This is a genomic window from Kaistella solincola, from assembly GCF_000812875.1.
GTDB lineage: Bacteria > Bacteroidota > Bacteroidia > Flavobacteriales > Weeksellaceae > Kaistella > Kaistella solincola.
This window is the reverse complement of the sequence record NZ_JSYK01000003.1, coordinates 288,825-307,426: the sequence shown is the minus strand read 5'-3', so window position 1 is coordinate 307,426 and position 18,602 is coordinate 288,825. Positions and strand designations below refer to the sequence as shown.

Genomic DNA, 18,602 nt, shown 5'->3' with positions numbered 1-18,602 from the left:
GAAAGCCCGGCCTGAACGAGGGAAATTCCCGAGAGAAGGATACGCCCAAAAAAAATCGCCCAAAAAATTGGGCGATATAAGGGCAAAAAATTCGGTTTTATATTACCAGATTTTTACGCGGTCTTCCGGCTTTCTGTACAGTTTGTCGCCTTCTTTCACATTGAAAGCTTTGTAGAAAGCATCGGTGTTTACCAACGGACCAAAAGCGCGGTAAAGTCCCGGCGAGTGCTCATTGGTTTTAATCTGGTTGATGAGCGCCGCTTCTTTTTGAAGCGTTCTCCACACAGTTGCCCAGCTCATAAAAAAGCGCTGATCTTGTGTATAACCGCTGATTAATCCCGGATTTCCGTGATCTTTCAAATACATTTGAAGCGCATCGTAAGCGATATTTACTCCGCCTAAATCGGCGATATTTTCACCATTTGTAAAAGTTCCGTTCACGAAAGTTCCTTTTACCGGTTCGAACTTATCGTATTGTGCAGCAAGCGCTTTGGTTGCTTTCTGGAAATTGGCTTTGTCAGCTGGCGTCCACCAGTCCACAAGGTTTCCGTCGGCATCGAACTGGGAACCGGAATCATCAAAACCATGTGTAATTTCGTGACCGATTACTGCACCAATTCCACCAAAATTTACAGCAGCATCAGCTTTTGGATTAAAGAAAGGCGGCTGTAAAATCGCGGCAGGGAAAACGATTTCGTTGTTTACCGGATTGTAATACGCGTTTACGGTTTGCGGCGTCATTCCCCACTCAGTGCGGTCTACAGGTTTACCTACTTTGTCGAGGTTGCGGTCATACTGCCACGCGGAAATATTCTGAAGGTTTCTGTATAAAGTTCCGCCGTCTTTCACGGAATTTACCGTCAACTTGGAATAATCTTTCCAAGTGTCCGGATACGCAACTTTTACGGTAAATTTATTGAGCTTATTAAGCGCTTTTTCTTTGGTTACCGGCGACATCCAATCTAGATTGGTAATGTGAGAGGCAAAGCTTTTTTTCAAATATCCAATGAGGTCAACCATTTGGGTTTTGGCTTCTGCAGGGAAATATTTCTCCACATAAAGTTTGCCGAAAGCTTCACCCAGAGAACCGTCGATGAGCTCGAAACCTCTTTTATTCTGCGCTCTTTGCTCGTCCTGGCCACGTAAATATTTACCGTAGAAATTAAATTTCATATTATCCAGATTTTCGGACAGATAGCTTGCACTGCCGGAAAGCAGGTGAAACTTCATATAATCTTTGATGACCGGAAGATTCTTCGCGTTCAAAAATTTATCCAAATTTTGGTAATATTTCAACTCACCGATAATGACGCGGTCGGTATCAACACCTGCTGCGTCAAGATATTTCGGCAGGTTTACATTTTTCACCATTTTGGAAAGTTCCGTCATGGTGCGCGGGTTGTACTGCAAAGTGGCGTCACGAATCTGCTCGTTGGTCAGATATGTTTGCGCCATGCTTTTCTCGAAATTTACGATGTTTTCTGCAGTTACGGCCGGATTTTCATAGCCCAAAGCGTTCAGCATCGTAGCTACATATTTTTGGTATTCCGCTAAAGTTTCGGTGTTTTTCGGATTTACTTTCTGGTAATAATCGCGGCCAAGACCTAAAGAACCTTCGCCCAGATAAACCGCGTTCATTTTCGAGTTTTTCAAATCTGAAAAAACGCCCCAGGAATAGAAAGGGTTTTCGCCGTTTTTGGTTGCTTCAATGAGGTATTTTTGTAAATCAGCCACGGTTTTGATGCCGTCGATTTTTGCTAAATCCATTTTAATTGGCGCTATTCCGTCGGCATTTCGCTTGTCCATATCCATGTAAGTGCCGTACAAATCCTGGATTTTCTTGCCTTCACTTCCGGCAGGATATTCATCTTTCAGCAGGGAATTCAGAATCGTTATCGAGTTGTTGTCGGTATCTTCAGCAAGTTTGTTAAAACTTCCCCACGTAGATTTATCTGCCGGGATTTTCGCGGTTTTCATCCAACTTCCGTTCACAAAATTATAAAAATCGTCCTGCGGCCGCACAGAATTATCGATGGTCGAAAGATCCAGACCAACATCTTCAACATCCTTTACGGTTTCTGTAGCTGCAACCGGAGGTTCCGGTGGAGTAACTGCGGCAGGCGCGCAATTCAGGGCAATGATTCCGGCAAACGCCAGAATACCAATGTTAATATTTTTCATAGGTAAAACTTTATATGGTTAATAAAAGTGTTTTAGTGGTAAGCTTAAAATGAAAAAATACCCTGTTTAAGCGGTAATATTTTTTGAAATAGCTAATATCAAAAAAAAGACCGTTTTTGTTACCGATTTTTCAAAAATTGAAAACTAAAAAAAAGCCGGTTTTAACGGCTAATTTTTTTTATTTGAAGTTAACTTTTCCGCCGATTACATTTTTATACTTTCGGTCTGCAGGATCGCCGTAAACATCAATGATTCCGCCGGCTCGTGTGGTAGCATTCACCGCTTCGGTAGCGAATACTTCAGCAACGCCACCAGCGTTTGCGGTGACGGTTGCGCTTTCGGACTCGAGGCTTTTTCCGTTGAATTTTCCACCCGAATTTACGATAATATCCTGATATTCTGCACGTCCGGTTACACTTATTTCACCACCGGAATTGGTCTTTATATTCAATTTTCCGGTAGCTACATCTAGAACGATTTTTGAACCTTCGTTAGAACTTAATTTTAGCATTTTAGCTTTGGTAGTTTCCGGTGAACTTACGGATGAAGCAAGATTCGCCTGAATATCGTTCAGATTCTGGTAAAAAACTTTCACCGTTACCTTGTCGCCCTGTAATATTTTTGAAGGCGTCATGCGGATTCTCAGTTCGCCGTTTTTATTTATGGCTTCAATATCGCCCTCGCTCGCAGAACTTTCCACTTTACTTTCCGATGACGGAACCAAAACCACATCAATTTTATGGTACACTTTCAACGATGAAAATTCACCAACATTTCTGCTGAACTGCCCAAATGAAAGTTGAAAAACACCCAACATTAAACCAATTGCCGCTTTTTTCATAATATTTAATTTTATTAAATCAACGGATTCAAAGATAATTTATTTCAAAATGAAATCTAAATTTTAGCTGCTTTAAAAGCAAAATTTTTTATTTTAAAAAATCGCCTCGGCTTAGAAAGGTGCAATTTTTGAATACCGAAAATGTCCCCAAATAAGCCCGAATTTTTTATGAAATCCAAAACCTTCATCAAAGTTACCGACAAAGGCATTTACTGCGTTCCAGGTAAATTTTACATCGATCCCTGGAAACCTGTGGATTTGGCGGTGATCTCTCACGGGCACGGCGACCACGCGCGTTGGGGAATGAAAAAATATCTTTGTCACCGCTTTACAAAACCAATTTTAAAGCACCGTATTGGTGAAGATATTGAAATTCAAACCGTTGAATATGGGGAAGAAATTGATATCAACGGCGTAAAAGTTTCGCTTTTTCCGGCCGGACATATCGTGGGATCTGCGCAGGTGAAGATGGAATACAAAGGTTATATCATTGTTTTTTCGGGCGATTATAAAACGGATGATGATGGTTTATCAACACCATTTGAGCTGGTAAAATGTCATGAATTCATCACCGAAAGCACTTTCGGACTGCCAATTTATAACTGGCTGAAACCGCAGGAATACGCGGAATTGATGCAATCCTGGATTCAGCAAAACCGCGAAAACGGAAAAACTTCGGTATTTATTGGATATTCTTTGGGAAAAGCGCAGCGAATTATGAAATCCATCGAAGGTTCGGGTAAAATTTTTGTGCACCGTTCCATCGGAAAATTGAATGAGGGAATGGAATCCGTCGGCATTGACTTACCGGCTTATGAAACGCTTGATTTTCAGGAAAGCATCAAACACGTGGATGGCGAAATCGTGATTTTGCCGCCCGCGCTTTTCGATTCAAATGTCATCAAAAAAATTCCAAACCGTGCGACAGCTATCTGTTCCGGTTGGATGCAGGTTCGCGGATCCCGACGCTGGCGCTCTGCGGACGCAGGTTTTGCGATTTCCGATCACGCCGATTGGACAGGACTTTTAGAAACCGTAAAAGCTACGGAAGCCGAAAAAGTATACGTCACGCATGGCCAAACTGCCGTTTTTTCGAAATATTTAAATGAAATCGGCATTAATGCCGTGGAACTCCAAACCATTTTTGGTGACGAAGAAATTGCCGAAAAAGAACTCCTTGAAAACTAAATGAAAGATTTCGCCAACCTCATCAATGCGCTTGACAGCACCAATAAAACCACAGCAAAAATAGATGCTATGGTAAATTACTTGGAAGTCGCCAACGAAAATGATAAGTTGTGGTTTCTGGCGCTTTTCACTGGTAAACGTCCAAAAAGGCCTGTAAACACGAATCTTTTAAAACAGTGGGCGCTGGAAATTACCGGACTTCCGGAGTGGCTTTTTGTGGAATCGTATTCTTCTGTGGGAGATTTGGGCGAAACACTGTCGCTGATTCTTCCCAATGCTGAAAATACCATCGAAAAATCTTTAACCCAATGGATGACCCAACTGATTGCGCTGAAAGATTTTACCGAAGAGGAAAAGAAAAATTATGTGATTGAATCCTGGAACGGCCTCAATCATTTGGAGCGTTTTATTTTCAACAAATTAATTGGCGGCAGCTTCCGCATTGGTGTTTCCAAAAAACTGCTCATCAATGCGCTGTCTAAATTTTCTGGCGTTGACGGCAATATTTTGATGCATTCCATCATGGGAAAATGGAAGATGGAAGAAGAAAATTTCGAAAATCTAGTCCAGGGCACCAACATCAATCCCAATGAATCCAAACCCTACCCGTTCTGTCTGGCCTACCCGCTTGAAAAAGAAGTTGAAGATTTGGGCGACCGTAACCTCTGGCAGGCTGAATATAAATGGGACGGAATCCGCGGCCAGTTTATCAAAAGAAATGACGAAGTCTTCATCTGGTCGCGCGGCGAAGAACTGGTAACCGAGCAGTTCCCTGAAATCGCCGCAGCATTAATGGAAATGAGTGGTAATTTTGTGATCGATGGTGAAATTCTGGTTGTTAAAGACGATAAAGTTTTGAATTTTAATGAATTACAGAAGCGACTGAACCGGAAAACCATTCCAAAAAAAATGTTGGAAGAATTGCCCGTCCATATTTTTGTGTATGATATTTTAGAGTTGGAATACGAAGATTTAAGGGAAAAACCATTAACAGAAAGACGCCTTTTATTGGAAGGTTTAATAGAAAATTCGCCGGCAGAAAGGATAAAAATCTCGGAAATTATTCCTGTTGAAAGCTGGGAAAACTTAGCAGAAGTGCGCGAAAATTCCCGCGACAACAATTCGGAAGGAGTCATGCTGAAGGAAATCAATTCACATTACCACGCCGGGCGAAAAAAAGGCGACTGGTGGAAATGGAAGGTGAATCCGCTGACCATCGATGCGGTTTTGATTTATGCGCAAAAAGGTTCGGGTAGGCGCAGCAGCTATTACACCGACTATACTTTTGCGGTGAAAAACGAGGACAAACTAGTGACGATTGCGAAAGCGTATTCCGGTTTGACGGACAAAGAAATAATGGAAGTCAGTAAATTTGTAAATAAAAATGCGATTGAAAAATTCGGGCCGGTACGAACTGTAAAACCTGAATTGGTATTCGAAATCGCTTTTGAAGGAATCGGTTTTAGCAGCCGTCATAAAAGCGGCGTGGCGCTTCGCTTTCCGCGAATTGTACGCTGGCGACGCGATAAAACTGCGGAAGAAATTGATGACATCGAAGAAATTAAAAAACTGATTACCTAATTTCAAATCACCATTAATTATAGAAATTTTAGGCACTAAATGACCGAAAAATTCAAAAATTCCACAGGTTTCCAGATCATCAAAAACTGGATGGATTCTCAGGATCGTGAACCTTTCGGTTTTCAGTCGGAAACGTGGTTTAAATTTTCCAATAATTACTCCGGAATGGTCGTGGCGCCCACGGGTTTTGGTAAAACTTTTTCCGTTTTTCTGGCCGTCGTCATTGATTTCATGAACCATCCGGAAAATTACAAAACCGGCATGAAACTCCTTTGGATTACGCCACTACGCGCCTTGGCAAAAGACATCGCAAAAGCCATGAGTGAAGCGTTAGAGGAAATTGGTCTCGACTGGGAAGTGGCGGTGCGAAACGGTGATACTTCTGCAGCGCTTCGAGCAAAACAGACCAAAAAAATGCCGGATATTCTCATCATCACACCGGAAAGCCTGCATTTACTTTTAGCCCAGAAACAAAATCAAAAATTCTTTAAAAATCTCCAATGCGTCGTGGTTGATGAGTGGCACGAATTGCTGAGTTCCAAACGCGGCGTGATGACAGAACTTGCTGTTTCAAGGATTTTGAGTTATCAGAAAAAGCTGAGAATCTGGGGAATTACCGCTACCATCGGAAACCTGGACGAAGCGATGGAAGTTTTAATTCCCTACGATTTAAAAAAGACAAAAGTCGTCGCGAAAGAAAAAAAGAAAATCGAGATCAAATCGGTTTTCCCGGAAGATGTGGAAGTTTTGCCCTGGGCCGGACATCTCGGAACGCGGCTGGTGGAAAAAATTATTCCGATTATTCTGGAGAGCAACACCGCTTTGGTTTTCACCAACACGCGCAGCCAGGCGGAAATGTGGTATCAGGTTTTGCTCGCTACACACCCGGATTTTGCGGGACAAATTGCCATTCACCACAGTTCCGTGGATAAAGATATCCGAATTTGGATTGAAGAAAATCTTTCTTCCGGTTATCTTAAAGCGGTAATTTCCACCTCGTCGCTGGATTTGGGTGTGGATTTTAAACCAGTTGATACAGTCATTCAAATTGGTTCCAGTAAAGGAATTGCGAGATTTTTACAACGCGCCGGGCGCAGCGGACACTCGCCTTTCGAAACTTCCAAGATTTATTTCGTACCGACACATTCCTTAGAACTCATCGAAGTTGCAGCGTTAAAAGAGGCCGTAAAACAGAATAAAATCGAACCGCGGGAACCCTTGGTTTTGTGCTATGATGTTTTACTGCAATTTGTTTTGACTTTGGCGGTTGGCGACGGTTTTGAGGAAAAAGAAACCTTTAAGCAAATTACGCAAACCAACGCTTTCGGAGATTTAAGCACTGAAGAATGGAACTGGGTTTTAACATTTATCACCGTTGGTGGAAAACTGAAAAACTACGAAGAATATCACAAAGTCGTCATCGAAAACGGTTTGTACAAGGTTACCTCGCGCCGAATTGCGATGTTGCACCGCATGAATATCGGCGCCATCGTAAGCGACTCAATGCTGAAAGTGAAATTTTTCGGCGGCGGATATGTCGGCATGATCGAAGAATATTTCATTTCAAAATTGAAGAAACAGGATAAATTTGTCCTCGCCGGTCGCGTGCTGGAAGTTTCTCATGTCAAAGAAATGACGGTTTTCGTTCGGAATTCCACCGGCAAAGGAATTGTTCCGAGTTATCTCGGCGGAAGATTGCCTTTGTCTTCTTATTTAAGCGGCTTTTTAAGAAAGAAACTGTCGGAATCGCTGAACGCAAAATCTGCCGAAGAAGAACTGACGTTTTTGCATCCGCTTTTGGTGAGTCAGCAGGAAAATTCGCATATTCCGAGCGAAACAGAGTTTTTGGTGGAACGCATTAAAACGCGCGAAGGTCATCATTTATTTATGTATCCTTTTGAAGGGCGCCTCATTCACGAAGTAATGTCTGCTTTAATTGCCTACCGGATTTCCCGCATTTCGCCCATTTCATTTTCCATTGCGATGAATGATTATGGTTTCGAATTATTTTCGAAACTTGAAATTCCTTTGGACGAAGAAAATATTCATGAAATACTTTCAAAAGAAAACCTCATCCGCGACGTCATGGCATCGGTAAATTCCACAGAAATGGCGCGGCGCAAGTTCCGTGATATCGCCGTGATTTCCGGAATGGTGATTCGCACCTATCCGGGGCAGCAAAAAAACAACAAAAATTTGCAATCTTCTTCCGGACTAATTTTCAATGTTTTAGAAGATTACGATCCGGAAAATTTGCTGCTAAAACAGGCATATTCTGAAGTTTTCTTTCAACAGATTGATGAAGCACGTTTGGTTGAAGCATTCCGAAGAATTCACGAAAGTGAGATTATTATCAAAAATTCAAATAACTTTACGCCCTTAAGTTTCCCCATAAAAGTGGACAGTCTGCGCCAAAGTTTGAGCAGTGAAGATTTGAAAGCCCGGATTTTACGAATGAAAATGGAAGCCATGAAAAAGAAAATGAAAAAATGACCTTGCAGACTTTAGAAAAAACCGTCCAAAATCAACAGCTTATTTTTACGAATCTCCGCGCGCTCTTTTGGGTGGAAAATAACGCTGTAATAATCAGCGATTTACATTTAGGAAAGTCAGCGTATTTTCGGAAAAATGGAATTCCGGTGCCGTCGGATATTTTGGTGGATGATCTGGAAAGACTGGATTTTCTGGTTCAAAACTTCGAGGTAAAAAAGCTAATTGTGGTCGGCGATTTTTTACATTCGGGAAAGAATACCGATTTTAAAATTTTCGAACACTGGCGAAATCTTCACCAAAATTTAGAAATCACTTTAGTTAAAGGAAATCACGACATTCGCCGCGCGGATTTTTTACAGGATCTGGAAATTACCATCATCGAAAATGCTTTGTACGCGGCGCCTTTCACCTTTATTCACGTTCCGGAAAATGCTGAAAACCAGTTTTCGGTGTCCGGGCATTTGCATCCCGGCGTTACGGTACAGCTTGAAAGGCGAAAATCGGTGCGTCTGCCATGTTTCCGCGTTTCGGAAAACCAGCTGATTTTACCGGCGTTCAGCAAATTTACAGGTTTGGACACCACTTCTTGTCAGGAATTTGACTGTATTGCTTTTACCGAAGATTTGATTTTTGAAATGTAAATTTTTAGCGGCTTTTTGGGCATTTTTTTCGAAAAAAACCCGCTTTTAACAGCATATTTTTAATATTTCTCTTTTATTAAAACTTCCACCAAATCCTGCAAAACTCTTTGGGAAACAAATTTTGCAAAATCATTTCGCTCAAAATGCGGCAAATAAATGCGCGAGGTTTTTTCAAATTCATTGACGCGAATGGAATAAAAGGCAGTGCCCACCTCAGCATTAAATTCATCCGAATTCGGGCCCGCAACGCCCGTGGTAGAAAGTGCAATTTGGGTTTTAAAAAGTTTTTGCGCGCCCGCCGACATTTCCTGCGCAACTTCTTCGGAAACCACCGTTTTTTCCTGAATTGTCCGGGCTGAAACCCCCAAAATCTCAATTTTTTTCTGGTAATCATACGCCACAATTCCGCCGGAAAAATAGGTGGAGCTGCCGGAAATTGACGTGAGTAATTTAGATAATTCGCCACCCGTAAAACTTTCCGCCGTGGAAATGGTAAGATTTTTTTCGGTTAAAATTTCCTTTAAAATCTCCACAATATCGTCGCCATCCCAGGAAATTACGTTTTCGCCGATGAGCGGTTTTAATTTTTCAATTTCAAGCAGAATTTTTCCGTCCAATTCGGGCATATTTTTCCCATTTGCCGTTAGTCGTAATTTAATGCGATTTCCGACCGGGAGATAAGACAACGAGATTTCCTTTGGCAGCGCCAGCTCCCAATTTTCAATTTGTTGAGAGAGCAAACTTTCGGGAATACCAACCACCGAAATAGTGTGCGTGACGATGTGGTTTAAACCAAATTTTTCCGCCAAAAAAGGGATAATTTTTTCTTTTATCAATGGTTTCACTTCAAACGGAACGCCGGGCAGCGAGAGCACAATTTTGCCGTTTTCCTGAATCATTTGACAAGGCGCGGTGCCGTTTTCATTTTGAAAAATAAAAGCTTTGCTTAAAACTTCGGCTTGCGGCTTATTCAATTCTAAAAGATGCGTGCGGTTTCTTTTTTCAAAAAGCTTGCGCAAATGTTCAAAAGTTTCAGGATCTAAAACCAGTTCATCGTTGAAAAATTCTTTAAAAGCAATTTTGGTTTTATCGTCTTTTGTGGGACCGAGACCGCCGGTGGTGATGATTACGTCACCAATTTCAAAAGCAGATTTTAAGGTGTTTTTAATGGCAGAAATTTCATCAGAAATGGTGAAAATTTGGGCTACGGGAATTCCGATTTTTTTAAGTTCTGCAGCGATAAAATTAGAATTGGTATCAACGGTGTTTCCGGAAAGGATTTCGTCGCCGATGGTAATGAGAACAGCTTTCATAGAAAATTTTAGACTTTAAATTTACTGAAAATCCCTTTGCTATTTTCAAAAAAAATGCTCATTTAGCACGGAATTTTTTAGCATAAAAAAAGGAAAATAAAAACTTATTTTCCTTCACTTTTATTTGTCGTGTTCCACCCAAATTAAATTCTCGGTCTTAAAACCTATTTTTTTTGCTTTTTCCAAAAAGCGCTGTTTATAAGCTTCCGGGATTGTTTTTTCGCGCGACAAAATCCATAAATAATCGAGATTATTGCCGGCGACCAAAGCATATTTGTAATCTTCATCAATGTCGATAACGTTGTAACCTGCCCAAATCGGTTTGAAAAAGGAAACTTTCAGGCGCGCGATATTTTCATTTTCCACAAATCTGGCCTCACCTTCGCTTTCTTTCCAATTATTTTTCACATAATTGAAACCGCGGTTCACCACTTTTATATGACCGTTGTCTTTTTTGAAATAATGCGCGGTGGTATTGTTCATGTTTTTTTCAAAACGGAAGTCGAAACGCGCGATTTCATACCATTTTCCGAGGTATTTATCGGCATTAAAATTTTGAACTGCCGTGGCGCCTTTCGGAATTCCGACCGAACAGGAGTTAAGTAAAGCTAACGTAACAATTCCTGCCGCGAGCGGAAGTGCGATTTTTTTTAAATTTTTCATAGTGATTTTTTTAAATGAGAAAATACCTGCTTTTAGGCCGGAATTTTTCACTTTCAAAATTTCCCAACAAATATTGCGCCGCTGAAATTTTCAGCTGCTATTGAAATTTTTCTACCGTTTAATTAAGAAAAGTTTAACCCTTCGAAACAACTGAAAGTATGTTGGTGGTTTAATATTTGAATACTAGATAGCTCGAAATCACCCGAAAAATGGTGATTTAATTTTAACATTAAAAAAATTAAGCCGATGTCACTTGAAAATTTAACGCAAAAAGAAGCAATTGAAACTTTAAAGAAACTCTCGGAAAGCGCGAGAATCTGCATGTTTTGTACCGATCTGGATACCATTCCGAACGCATCGAGACCGATGAGCTTAAAAGAAACCGACGAGGAAGGAAATCTCTGGTTTCTGAGCAGCGACCAAAGTCACAAAAATTTTGAAATTAAAGAAGATAACCGCGTACAGCTTTATTTTATGAATAACAGCGACTCGGAATATCTTTCGATTCTCGGAAAAGCCTTTATTTATCAGGATAAAAATACCATCGAAGACAAATGGACGCCGATGGCAAACGCGTGGTTCGACGGAAAAGATGACCCAAATGTTTCGGTGATCCGCGTGACACCGGAGGAAACTTATTATTGGGAACCAAAAGTGGGAAAATTTGTTTCCATGCTTCATTTTGCGACAGCAGCTATTACCGGCCAGAAAACCGATAATGATGACGGCAGAGAAGGAAATTTACATGTATAATTAAAAAAATAAAATAATGACACCAGATTTAGGAATTACGAAAAAAAATTTAACCGAAGTTTACCAGGTTTTAAATAAAGTGCTTGCTAATGGCAATATGATTTACATTAAGCTCCGAAAATTTCACTGGAATTTATCAGGAGATAATTTTATGGAATTACACATGCTTTTTGAAGCGCAGTACGACGCCGTAGCACTTGCCGTAGATGAAGTTGCGGAAAGAATCAGCACTTTGGGCGGAGTTGCAATTGGTACTACCAGCGAATTTGCAGAGCTATCTGATTTAAATGAAACTCCGGGCGCCGTGCCGAACACGCAGGGAATGCTGAAAGAATTGGTGGCAGATCACGAAACCATCGTTAAAGGTTTAAGAGAAAATATCGATAAATGCGAGGAAGAATATAAAGATGCCGGAACCGCAGATTTCTTAACTGGCCTGATGCAGGCGCACGAAAAAATGGCCTGGAAGCTCCGAAAATATTTTAAAGATTAATTCTGGAGATAAAAAATTCCCTTTCAAATTTGAAAGGGAATTTTTTTGGCTGCTAAAACGGCAAATTTTATTCAAAAATATCTTTCAGAAAAACCTTCATTTCGTTCCAGGATTTTTCATCAGCTTCTTTATTGTAAGCGATCGGAATATTGAATTTCTTTCCAAGTGCGGTAGCGTCCGGATTTGTAAAAGCGTGGAGCGCATTGGGATAATTCACAAATTTATAGTCAATTTTAGCGCTGTCCATTTCGCTTTTAAAGGCTGCAATCTCCTTTTCGGAAACCATGGAATCGGCAGCACCGTTCATCACCAAATATTTTACTTTGTTATTTTTAGCACGAATTCCGGTTTCCAAATTACCATGGAAGCTTACTACGCCTTTGAAATCGTCTGACAGCCGCGCCATGTTAAGCGCCTGTGCACCACCAAAACAGTAACCAATTATTGCCATTTTGGAGTAATCGGATTTTTCCGCGAGACTTACCTGATGTTTTGCGGCATCAAACATTCTGCGAGCATCAATAGGAATATTGTAAAAATGCGATGAAAGCTTCTGAGCTTCTTCCGGCGTATCTACCACTTTCTGGTCGCCGTAATAATCCACTCCAACAGCATAATAGCCTAAACCTGCGAGCTGTTTAACCCGGTTTTTAATATAATCATTTAATCCCCACCATTCCGGAAGTACGAAAACCACGGGCAACTTACCTTCAAGATCAGGATTATAAGCGGCAAAAGAACGGTGCGTCACGCCATTAATTTCCGTTTTCAATTCTTCTGTTTTAATATTACCGTTCATCTTTTCTGAAGTTGTCGGTTTATTATCAGTTTGAGGCGTCTTTTCTGTACAGGAGCCAAACGAAATTAAAAGCGCTAAAACCGCTAAAATTTTGGGAGTTTTCATAGTCATATTTTATTGGTAAAAGTACAAAAATTCCGTTGCGCGGGATTCAACTCTGTAACCAAAAAAAACGCCCTAAAAGGCGCTTTTTTTTCGATTTCTAAATTTCTAATGAATGTGCTTTTCCGCTTTATAAGAACTGCGCACCAACGGTGAACTTTCCACATGACGAAAACCTAAACTTCGCGCGAAATCACCAAATTCATTAAATTCCTCCGGCGTCACAAATTTCTTCACGGGCAAATGTTTTTTCGTCGGCTGCAGATATTGTCCAATCGTAATTACATCGACGTTTGCTTTTCTAATGTCTTCAATCGTTTGAAAAACCTCTGAATTTTCTTCACCTAAACCGAGCATTAATCCGGTTTTCGTGCGGTTTTGTCCGGCAGATTTTAAATAAGAAAGCACTTCCAGACTTCTTTCATATTTTGCCTGAATCCGCACTTCGCGTGTTAACCTTTTTACGGTTTCCATATTGTGGGAAATTACTTCCGGACGGACTTCAAGCAAACGGTCGATATGTTTCGTAATTCCCTGAAAATCCGGAATTAAAGTTTCCATCGTAGTTCCCGGCGAAATTCTGCGCACGGCGTTCACCGTTTCAGCCCACAAAATGGAGCCCATATCTTTTAAATCATCACGGTCAACCGAAGTTAGAACTGCGTGTTTGATTTTCATTAATTTAATGGAGCGGGCAACTTTTTCGGGTTCTTCCCAGTTTACATCAAGTGGTTTTCCGGTTTTTACGCCACAAAATCCACAGCTTCTGGTGCAGATATTTCCTAAAATCATGAAAGTCGCGGTACCTTCGCCCCAGCATTCGCCCATATTCGGGCAGCTTCCGCTTTGGCAAATGGTGTTGAGTTTATATTTGTCAACTAACGTTCGGAGTTCGCGGTAATTTTTTCCGGTCGGAAGTTTTACACGGATCCATTTTGGTTTTTGAGTGGTTGTATCGGTAAGATTTTCAATCATTATTAAAATGTAAAAAGCAAATTTACGAATTAAGAAATTGCCGCCTTCTATTCTTCAAAGGAATTATTTTTCAGCAAAGCGGCGAGCAGTTTTTTCGCGCGCATTATGCGGATTTTGGTGTTCGCGACGGTAATATTCAGCTCTTCTGAAATTTCTTTGATGCTTTTTTCTTCAAAAAACCGGAGCTGTATAATGTCCTGATAATTAGCATCCAAGCTTTGGATTGAAGCCAAAATCTGTTTCTGATCTTCTTCTGAAATCAATAGTTCTTCCGGAGATAAAGCCAGTTGGTTTTTAAAACCTTCAAAATTATCGGTGCTGTCTTCGTTTTCTCGGGACTTTTTGCGCCAATAATCAATAATGGTATTTTGAGCGATTGTTAAAATCCAGGTTTTAAACTGAAAATTGGGATCATACAAATCAAGTTTGGACAAAACTTTTGAAAAAACAGAGACGGTGATTTCATCAGCGACATGTTCGTCCTGCACTTTTTTCATGACAAAGCTGAAAACATCTACCCAAAATAAGTTGATGAGCTGTGTTTGCGCTTTTTGATTTTTATTGGCAGCAAAGGAAATCAGCGTAAAGAGATCGTTGTTTTTCATGAAGAAGCAAAGATAGCGAATTGTAAAAAGGTGCGGCGACGAATTATTTGGAATTTGATTTGAAGTTTTATTATAAAATCTTACCTTGCAGGAATATAGCACCCACTTATGAAAACTAAAAAAAAATATAAAAAACAGGTTTTAAAATCGCTGAAAAAACTGGCTAAAACAGAATATGATCTTCTGGAGACGATGACCAATTTAATGTTGCTGAAAGAATTTAAAGAAAATAAAATTGAATTTAAAGAAGGCGACACTTTCTCTTTTGAAGACAATATTTTCGACTACAGCGAAGATGAAAACATCAGAAATCTGGCAAAACTGCGGAAAAAAATTATGTCGAGCATGCAGGATTTAGTGGAAAACAGCAATTTCAAAGACAAGGAAATTGAGTTTCTTGCTTAAAAATATTTAATTAAAAGCGGCTTCAAATAAATTTGAAGCCGCTTTTTTTTTGCGAATAAATGGTCATTTAGCAGGTAAAATTTATGACATCCGAGAGAAATAAGTAATGCCGTAATACGCCGCCCAGCCGACAAACAGGATGATTATTATCCAAATCCAAACCGGAATGGTTTGCGGTGTTTCACTGCCTTCAATCATAAAACTTTTCTGGTTTCCTTTGTCGTACGCATTGATCATCAAAGGCAAAACGCCGTCTACAATATCTTTGTCTTTCAAACCTTCAACACTGACGGACGGCCCGTTTTTCACTGTGAAATGAATTTTCCGGATACCTTCCCGACCTTGCGTAGACTTGCTGACAATTTTAAGAACATGTTCGCCATCGGTGAGTTTGGTGGTGTCAAAATCAAAAACAATGGGCGTTTCAAGCTCTGCCAAAGGCGTAACTTCGTCATCGAGGAAGAGAACAACTGAACTTTTATCTTTGGTCATAGCTGCTTTTTTTGAAGTTAGTTTAAAATCGAATTTTTGATGTGATCCGGTTCTTTTTCACCAGGTTTCACTAGGTATTTAACCGAAAAAATGAAGGTGTACACCGCGATTATTGCGATAACCGCTACGATAATCCAGTCAAACTGCCCGCGCGGACCCACGCCATGTGTAAAATCCCTTGTCACCGCCGGTTGCTGTAATTTACAAGCTTCACAGGCAAAAGCAAAGTTGACGGCAAACAGGAAAATAAGAATAGCTATGCTTTTAAAATTTTTCATTGTTAATGCTTTTATATTAACTTTTAGTTATTTCATCTGGCTCATTACCGCTTTCACCTGATCCAATGTCACATGTTTGGCGTTATTTCCCCAGGAGCTTCTTTCGTGATTCATAATGGCGGTCACCATTTCCGGGGTAAAATTGGCATTTTTTCCCACCGCCGGCATCGGTCCGTAGCCAGGTCTGCCGTTATAACCGGTCATGATGATATTCACATAAACCGCGATATCGTCGCCGCCAACAATCGGACTTCCTTTAAGCCGTGGAAATGCGCCAGGTAAACCTTCACCATTAGCCTGATGACAGCTTGCGCAGTTTGCGGTGAAAAGTTCGGCACCGTCCGGTAAATCAGCTGCGCCACCGCCAGCGGTAGATTTTTTTACTTCTTTTTTATACAGGAAATCCGGTGGTTTTACACCTTCCGGTAATTTGGTTTGTTTTAAGCTCTGTAAATAAGCCACCAATTGAAGCGCTTTTGGGGTAGCTACAATTTTTTTAAACTTATCTTTTAAAAATTCCGGCGGTACTTTTACTTCTATGTCACCTTTTTGCAGGTAATCTTTTTCTTCAAACAAAAAAGCATACGATGGCATGATGGATTCTTTCACCACGGCGCGCGGCTGATATAAATGTAGCAAATGCCAATCTGAACTGGGTTGTCTTTCACCGATTGCGGTTAAATCCGGGCCGGTACGTTCGGAACCCAATAAATTTGGTGTATTTCGCCAAACATCCATTCGGTGGTTTTGTGCATAATCCGCGGGAATACTTGGTCTCGCACCAAAAACTTTATCCATTTCCACTTCTCGCACCTGCTGTGTATGACAGGCAATACAGCCGTTTTCCACATACACCGCTTTTCCGGCTTTTTCCATTTTCGTGAGCGGCTTGGCATCGGGCAACGGTTTATAGACGGTTTGATTGGTAATTGCCGGTAGAATTGCAATCTGTAACGTGAGAAACAAAAAGAAAACCAGCGCGGACCAGAAGAGCATTTTATGATTATTATAAAATTCCATTTTCTTTTTATTTGGTGGGAATATTTTCGGTGTTTTTAAATTGTCGCTTGGCTTCTAAAATTTCCGCCGGCGTGGTCGGGATTCTAATTTCCTCGCGATTATTGACCATTTTATAGAAATTATAGGCGAATACAAAGTGCGAGATCCACATCATGGTTCCACCGATCGCACGCCATAACCAGTACGGAGCCATCATTTTCACACTTTCAATGAATGGTTTTGTGTCTATCCACATCAGCCCGCGGGCGGTAGAACCAATCATCAGGGACCAAGTGTAGAACAGTAAACCAATTAATGCCAGCCAAAAATGAACACCGACCATCAGTTTTGGTGGTTCTTTACCGGTGATTCTCGGCACGAGGGTATAAGTAAAGGCCCACAACATAAAAGTGATGATGCCATACATCGTTAAATGCGAATGCGCAACGGTAAAATCGGTGAAGTGCCAGACCAGGTTGGTAAACCGGAAGGCTTCCACCGTGCCCTGCATGGAACCTGTAAAATAAAATATAATACCGATCAGGTAAAAAGGCAAAGTATAACTGGTTTTCAACTGGTACCAGGCGCCATTAAAGGTCAAAAGGAAATTCGCGGTACCGGCAACCACCGGAATCACCATTCCCACACTGGCCACAATTGCAACGGTTTGCATCCACCACGGAATCGCACTGAAAATAAAGTGGTGGCTACCAATTAAAGTATAAAATAAAATCTGCGTCCAGAAAGCTAAAATTCCCAAACTGTAAGAATAAATAGGTTTATTAAGTTGCTGTGGCAAAAAGTAATACATTAAACCCAAAGTCAGAAACATAAACCACATGCCTACGCCCTGGTGCATATAATATCCCTGAATAATGGTTTCCGCGAGGCCGTCCTGCCAGAACGGAAGATATCCAACAAGCAAAATCACAATCACAAACATCGTAGCGGAAATAATATACCAGTTGGAAACGTAAATTTCCTTCGTCGTCCTCTTTGCGATGGTCATCAGCCAGTTATAGAGGGAAAGCACGATTCCGATGGCAAAAAGCAGCATAAAAGGCCAGATGTATTCGCGGTATTCACCGCCACCGTTATTTATGCCGGCCATCAGTGAAACGGTCCCGGTAATAACCGCGGCGCTCATAAAAAACAAGGAATACCAGCCCAGTTTTAAGCTGTGAATACCCGTATTGCTTACACGCGGAATTACATAATATGCCAGCCCCACCATCGCAAAAGATGCCCAACCCCAGAAAACCATATTGGTGTGAACCGGACGAAGCCGCCCGAAACTGAGCCAGCTTAAATGATCGGCATCAGGCGCTACGAATTTAATTCCGAGATATTCTCCAACAGTCGTTGCAAAAAGCAACCAAAAAATAGCAAAGCCGAGGAAGTACAGAATTAGTTTTGCCAGCGGTTCGGAAATGTATTTTTGTGGAATGTAGCTTTTCTTTGCCGGTATCACGCGAAGTTCCTCAACTTTATTTACGTTGTAAATAATGCCTTTCGTGTCGGACGGCGGATTGCTGCCGGACAGTTCATTTTCCGGAACCTGATAAGCCTGGGCTTTTTGGCGCTCCTCGTAAACCTGCAGTTCTTCAGGCGAAAGATTTCGGATTTTTCTCTGAAATTCACCCAGTTTTCGCCTTGCTTTCAGGTCTTTATAGGTGCTGTAGGTCTTCACAATCGCGATCAGTAGGCCCACCAGGACGGGAAGCAGAATAAGCACCAGGGTAATTTGAATCCCCGATTCACCAAAAATTGAATTATTCATATAGAATTATTATGCGGTAA

The 18,602-nt window shown here is 41.0% G+C and carries 18 protein-coding genes; 7 read left to right on the top strand and 11 right to left on the bottom strand.

Annotated features, from left to right (window positions below; translation table 11 throughout):
- Positions 1-102 precede the first annotated feature (102 nt).
- Positions 103-2,181, bottom strand: coding sequence for a M13 family metallopeptidase (locus OA84_RS05445; protein WP_039343550.1), 2,079 nt, complete (start codon positions 2,179-2,181; stop codon positions 103-105).
- A 178-nt stretch (positions 2,182-2,359) separates the two neighbouring features.
- Positions 2,360-3,022 (bottom strand): head GIN domain-containing protein, encoded by a 663-nt coding sequence (locus tag OA84_RS05440; protein ID WP_039343546.1) that lies wholly within the window; start codon positions 3,020-3,022, stop codon positions 2,360-2,362.
- Between the two features lie 168 nt (positions 3,023-3,190).
- Here OA84_RS05440 and OA84_RS05435 point away from each other — a divergent pair, with 168 nt between their 5' ends.
- Genes OA84_RS05435 through pdeM form a run of 4 tightly spaced genes read left to right on the top strand, consistent with a single transcriptional unit; the run spans position 3,191 to position 8,925 of the window.
- Entirely contained in the window at positions 3,191-4,210 is a 1,020-nt protein-coding gene (locus tag OA84_RS05435) for a ligase-associated DNA damage response exonuclease (protein ID WP_039345740.1), read from the top strand.
- Positions 4,211-5,791 carry an ATP-dependent DNA ligase gene (locus tag OA84_RS05430; RefSeq protein WP_039343544.1) on the top strand — a complete coding sequence of 527 codons (1,581 nt, stop codon included), beginning with the start codon at positions 4,211-4,213 and terminating at the stop codon, positions 5,789-5,791. It abuts the gene before it with no gap.
- Positions 5,792-5,830: 39 nt separating this feature from the next.
- The gene (locus OA84_RS05425; protein WP_039343541.1) at positions 5,831-8,284 is read left to right on the top strand and encodes a ligase-associated DNA damage response DEXH box helicase; all 2,454 of its coding nucleotides are present in this window, start codon (positions 5,831-5,833) and stop codon (positions 8,282-8,284) included.
- Positions 8,281-8,925 carry a ligase-associated DNA damage response endonuclease PdeM gene (pdeM, locus tag OA84_RS05420; protein WP_039343538.1) on the top strand — a complete coding sequence of 215 codons (645 nt, stop codon included), beginning with the start codon at positions 8,281-8,283 and terminating at the stop codon, positions 8,923-8,925. Before OA84_RS05425 ends, pdeM begins: the two co-directional genes overlap by 4 nt.
- Positions 8,926-8,984: 59 nt before the next feature.
- Here the strand turns inward: pdeM and OA84_RS05415 are convergent, their stop codons facing one another.
- Positions 8,985-10,238, bottom strand: a complete 1,254-nt coding sequence (locus OA84_RS05415; RefSeq protein WP_039343534.1) for a CinA family nicotinamide mononucleotide deamidase-related protein — start codon at positions 10,236-10,238, stop codon at positions 8,985-8,987.
- Positions 10,239-10,358: 120 nt separating this feature from the next.
- Positions 10,359-10,901: a lipocalin family protein gene (locus OA84_RS05410; protein ID WP_039343531.1), complete on the bottom strand. Its 543-nt coding sequence runs from the start codon at positions 10,899-10,901 to the stop codon at positions 10,359-10,361.
- 246 nt (positions 10,902-11,147) lie between these two features.
- On the opposite strand from OA84_RS05410, the gene OA84_RS05405 reads away from it, so the two are divergent.
- On the top strand, positions 11,148-11,654 hold the full coding sequence (locus OA84_RS05405) for a pyridoxamine 5'-phosphate oxidase family protein (protein ID WP_039343527.1): 507 nt from the start codon (positions 11,148-11,150) through the stop codon (positions 11,652-11,654).
- A 16-nt stretch (positions 11,655-11,670) separates the two neighbouring features.
- Positions 11,671-12,147, top strand: coding sequence for a Dps family protein (locus tag OA84_RS05400; protein ID WP_039343523.1), 477 nt, complete (start codon positions 11,671-11,673; stop codon positions 12,145-12,147).
- Between the two features lie 67 nt (positions 12,148-12,214).
- Here the strand turns inward: OA84_RS05400 and OA84_RS05395 are convergent, their stop codons facing one another.
- The 3 genes from OA84_RS05395 to OA84_RS05385 all read right to left on the bottom strand — a co-directional run bounded on the left by OA84_RS05395 (position 12,215) and on the right by OA84_RS05385 (position 14,628).
- Positions 12,215-13,051, bottom strand: a complete 837-nt coding sequence (locus OA84_RS05395; RefSeq protein WP_039343521.1) for a dienelactone hydrolase family protein — start codon at positions 13,049-13,051, stop codon at positions 12,215-12,217.
- Positions 13,052-13,156: 105 nt separating this feature from the next.
- Positions 13,157-14,023, bottom strand: coding sequence for a lipoyl synthase (gene lipA, locus OA84_RS05390; RefSeq protein WP_185093401.1), 867 nt, complete (start codon positions 14,021-14,023; stop codon positions 13,157-13,159).
- Between the two features lie 47 nt (positions 14,024-14,070).
- The gene (locus tag OA84_RS05385) at positions 14,071-14,628 is read right to left on the bottom strand and encodes an RNA polymerase sigma factor (protein ID WP_039343519.1); all 558 of its coding nucleotides are present in this window, start codon (positions 14,626-14,628) and stop codon (positions 14,071-14,073) included.
- Positions 14,629-14,736: 108 nt separating this feature from the next.
- On the opposite strand from OA84_RS05385, the gene OA84_RS05380 reads away from it, so the two are divergent.
- Positions 14,737-15,033: a hypothetical protein gene (locus OA84_RS05380; RefSeq protein ID WP_039343516.1), complete on the top strand. Its 297-nt coding sequence runs from the start codon at positions 14,737-14,739 to the stop codon at positions 15,031-15,033.
- 81 nt (positions 15,034-15,114) lie between these two features.
- Here the strand turns inward: OA84_RS05380 and OA84_RS05375 are convergent, their stop codons facing one another.
- The 4 genes from OA84_RS05375 to OA84_RS05360 are packed head-to-tail and all read right to left on the bottom strand — an operon-like array spanning position 15,115 to position 18,582.
- Positions 15,115-15,525, bottom strand: coding sequence for a hypothetical protein (locus OA84_RS05375; RefSeq protein WP_039343513.1), 411 nt, complete (start codon positions 15,523-15,525; stop codon positions 15,115-15,117).
- A 17-nt stretch (positions 15,526-15,542) separates the two neighbouring features.
- Entirely contained in the window at positions 15,543-15,803 is a 261-nt protein-coding gene (locus tag OA84_RS05370; RefSeq protein ID WP_039343509.1) for a hypothetical protein, read from the bottom strand.
- A gap of 27 nt (positions 15,804-15,830) precedes the next feature.
- Positions 15,831-16,823, bottom strand: a complete 993-nt coding sequence (locus tag OA84_RS05365; RefSeq protein WP_039343506.1) for a cytochrome c — start codon at positions 16,821-16,823, stop codon at positions 15,831-15,833.
- Between the two features lie 7 nt (positions 16,824-16,830).
- The gene (locus OA84_RS05360; RefSeq protein WP_039343505.1) at positions 16,831-18,582 is read right to left on the bottom strand and encodes a cbb3-type cytochrome c oxidase subunit I; all 1,752 of its coding nucleotides are present in this window, start codon (positions 18,580-18,582) and stop codon (positions 16,831-16,833) included.
- Positions 18,583-18,602: the final 20 nt, after the last annotated feature.

Bases quoted from the DNA above. Each gene is read 5' to 3' on its own strand.
- OA84_RS05445 (WP_039343550.1), bottom strand. From the start codon at position 2,181: ATGAAAAATATTAACATTGGTATTCTGGCGTTTGCCGGAATCATTGCC.
- OA84_RS05370 (WP_039343509.1), bottom strand. From the start codon at position 15,803: ATGAAAAATTTTAAAAGCATAGCTATTCTTATTTTCCTGTTTGCCGTC.
- OA84_RS05430 (WP_039343544.1), top strand. From the start codon at position 4,211: ATGAAAGATTTCGCCAACCTCATCAATGCGCTTGACAGCACCAATAAA.
- OA84_RS05435 (WP_039345740.1), top strand. From the start codon at position 3,191: ATGAAATCCAAAACCTTCATCAAAGTTACCGACAAAGGCATTTACTGC.
- OA84_RS05380 (WP_039343516.1), top strand. From the start codon at position 14,737: ATGAAAACTAAAAAAAAATATAAAAAACAGGTTTTAAAATCGCTGAAA.
- pdeM (WP_039343538.1), top strand. From the start codon at position 8,281: ATGACCTTGCAGACTTTAGAAAAAACCGTCCAAAATCAACAGCTTATT.
- OA84_RS05405 (WP_039343527.1), top strand. From the start codon at position 11,148: ATGTCACTTGAAAATTTAACGCAAAAAGAAGCAATTGAAACTTTAAAG.
- OA84_RS05385 (WP_039343519.1), bottom strand. From the start codon at position 14,628: ATGAAAAACAACGATCTCTTTACGCTGATTTCCTTTGCTGCCAATAAA.
- OA84_RS05395 (WP_039343521.1), bottom strand. From the start codon at position 13,051: ATGAAAACTCCCAAAATTTTAGCGGTTTTAGCGCTTTTAATTTCGTTT.
- OA84_RS05425 (WP_039343541.1), top strand. From the start codon at position 5,831: ATGACCGAAAAATTCAAAAATTCCACAGGTTTCCAGATCATCAAAAAC.
- OA84_RS05410 (WP_039343531.1), bottom strand. From the start codon at position 10,901: ATGAAAAATTTAAAAAAAATCGCACTTCCGCTCGCGGCAGGAATTGTT.
- OA84_RS05400 (WP_039343523.1), top strand. From the start codon at position 11,671: ATGACACCAGATTTAGGAATTACGAAAAAAAATTTAACCGAAGTTTAC.
- OA84_RS05365 (WP_039343506.1), bottom strand. From the start codon at position 16,823: ATGGAATTTTATAATAATCATAAAATGCTCTTCTGGTCCGCGCTGGTT.
- OA84_RS05360 (WP_039343505.1), bottom strand. From the start codon at position 18,582: ATGAATAATTCAATTTTTGGTGAATCGGGGATTCAAATTACCCTGGTG.
- lipA (WP_185093401.1), bottom strand. From the start codon at position 14,023: ATGATTGAAAATCTTACCGATACAACCACTCAAAAACCAAAATGGATC.
- OA84_RS05415 (WP_039343534.1), bottom strand. From the start codon at position 10,238: ATGAAAGCTGTTCTCATTACCATCGGCGACGAAATCCTTTCCGGAAAC.
- OA84_RS05440 (WP_039343546.1), bottom strand. From the start codon at position 3,022: ATGAAAAAAGCGGCAATTGGTTTAATGTTGGGTGTTTTTCAACTTTCA.
- OA84_RS05375 (WP_039343513.1), bottom strand. From the start codon at position 15,525: ATGACCAAAGATAAAAGTTCAGTTGTTCTCTTCCTCGATGACGAAGTT.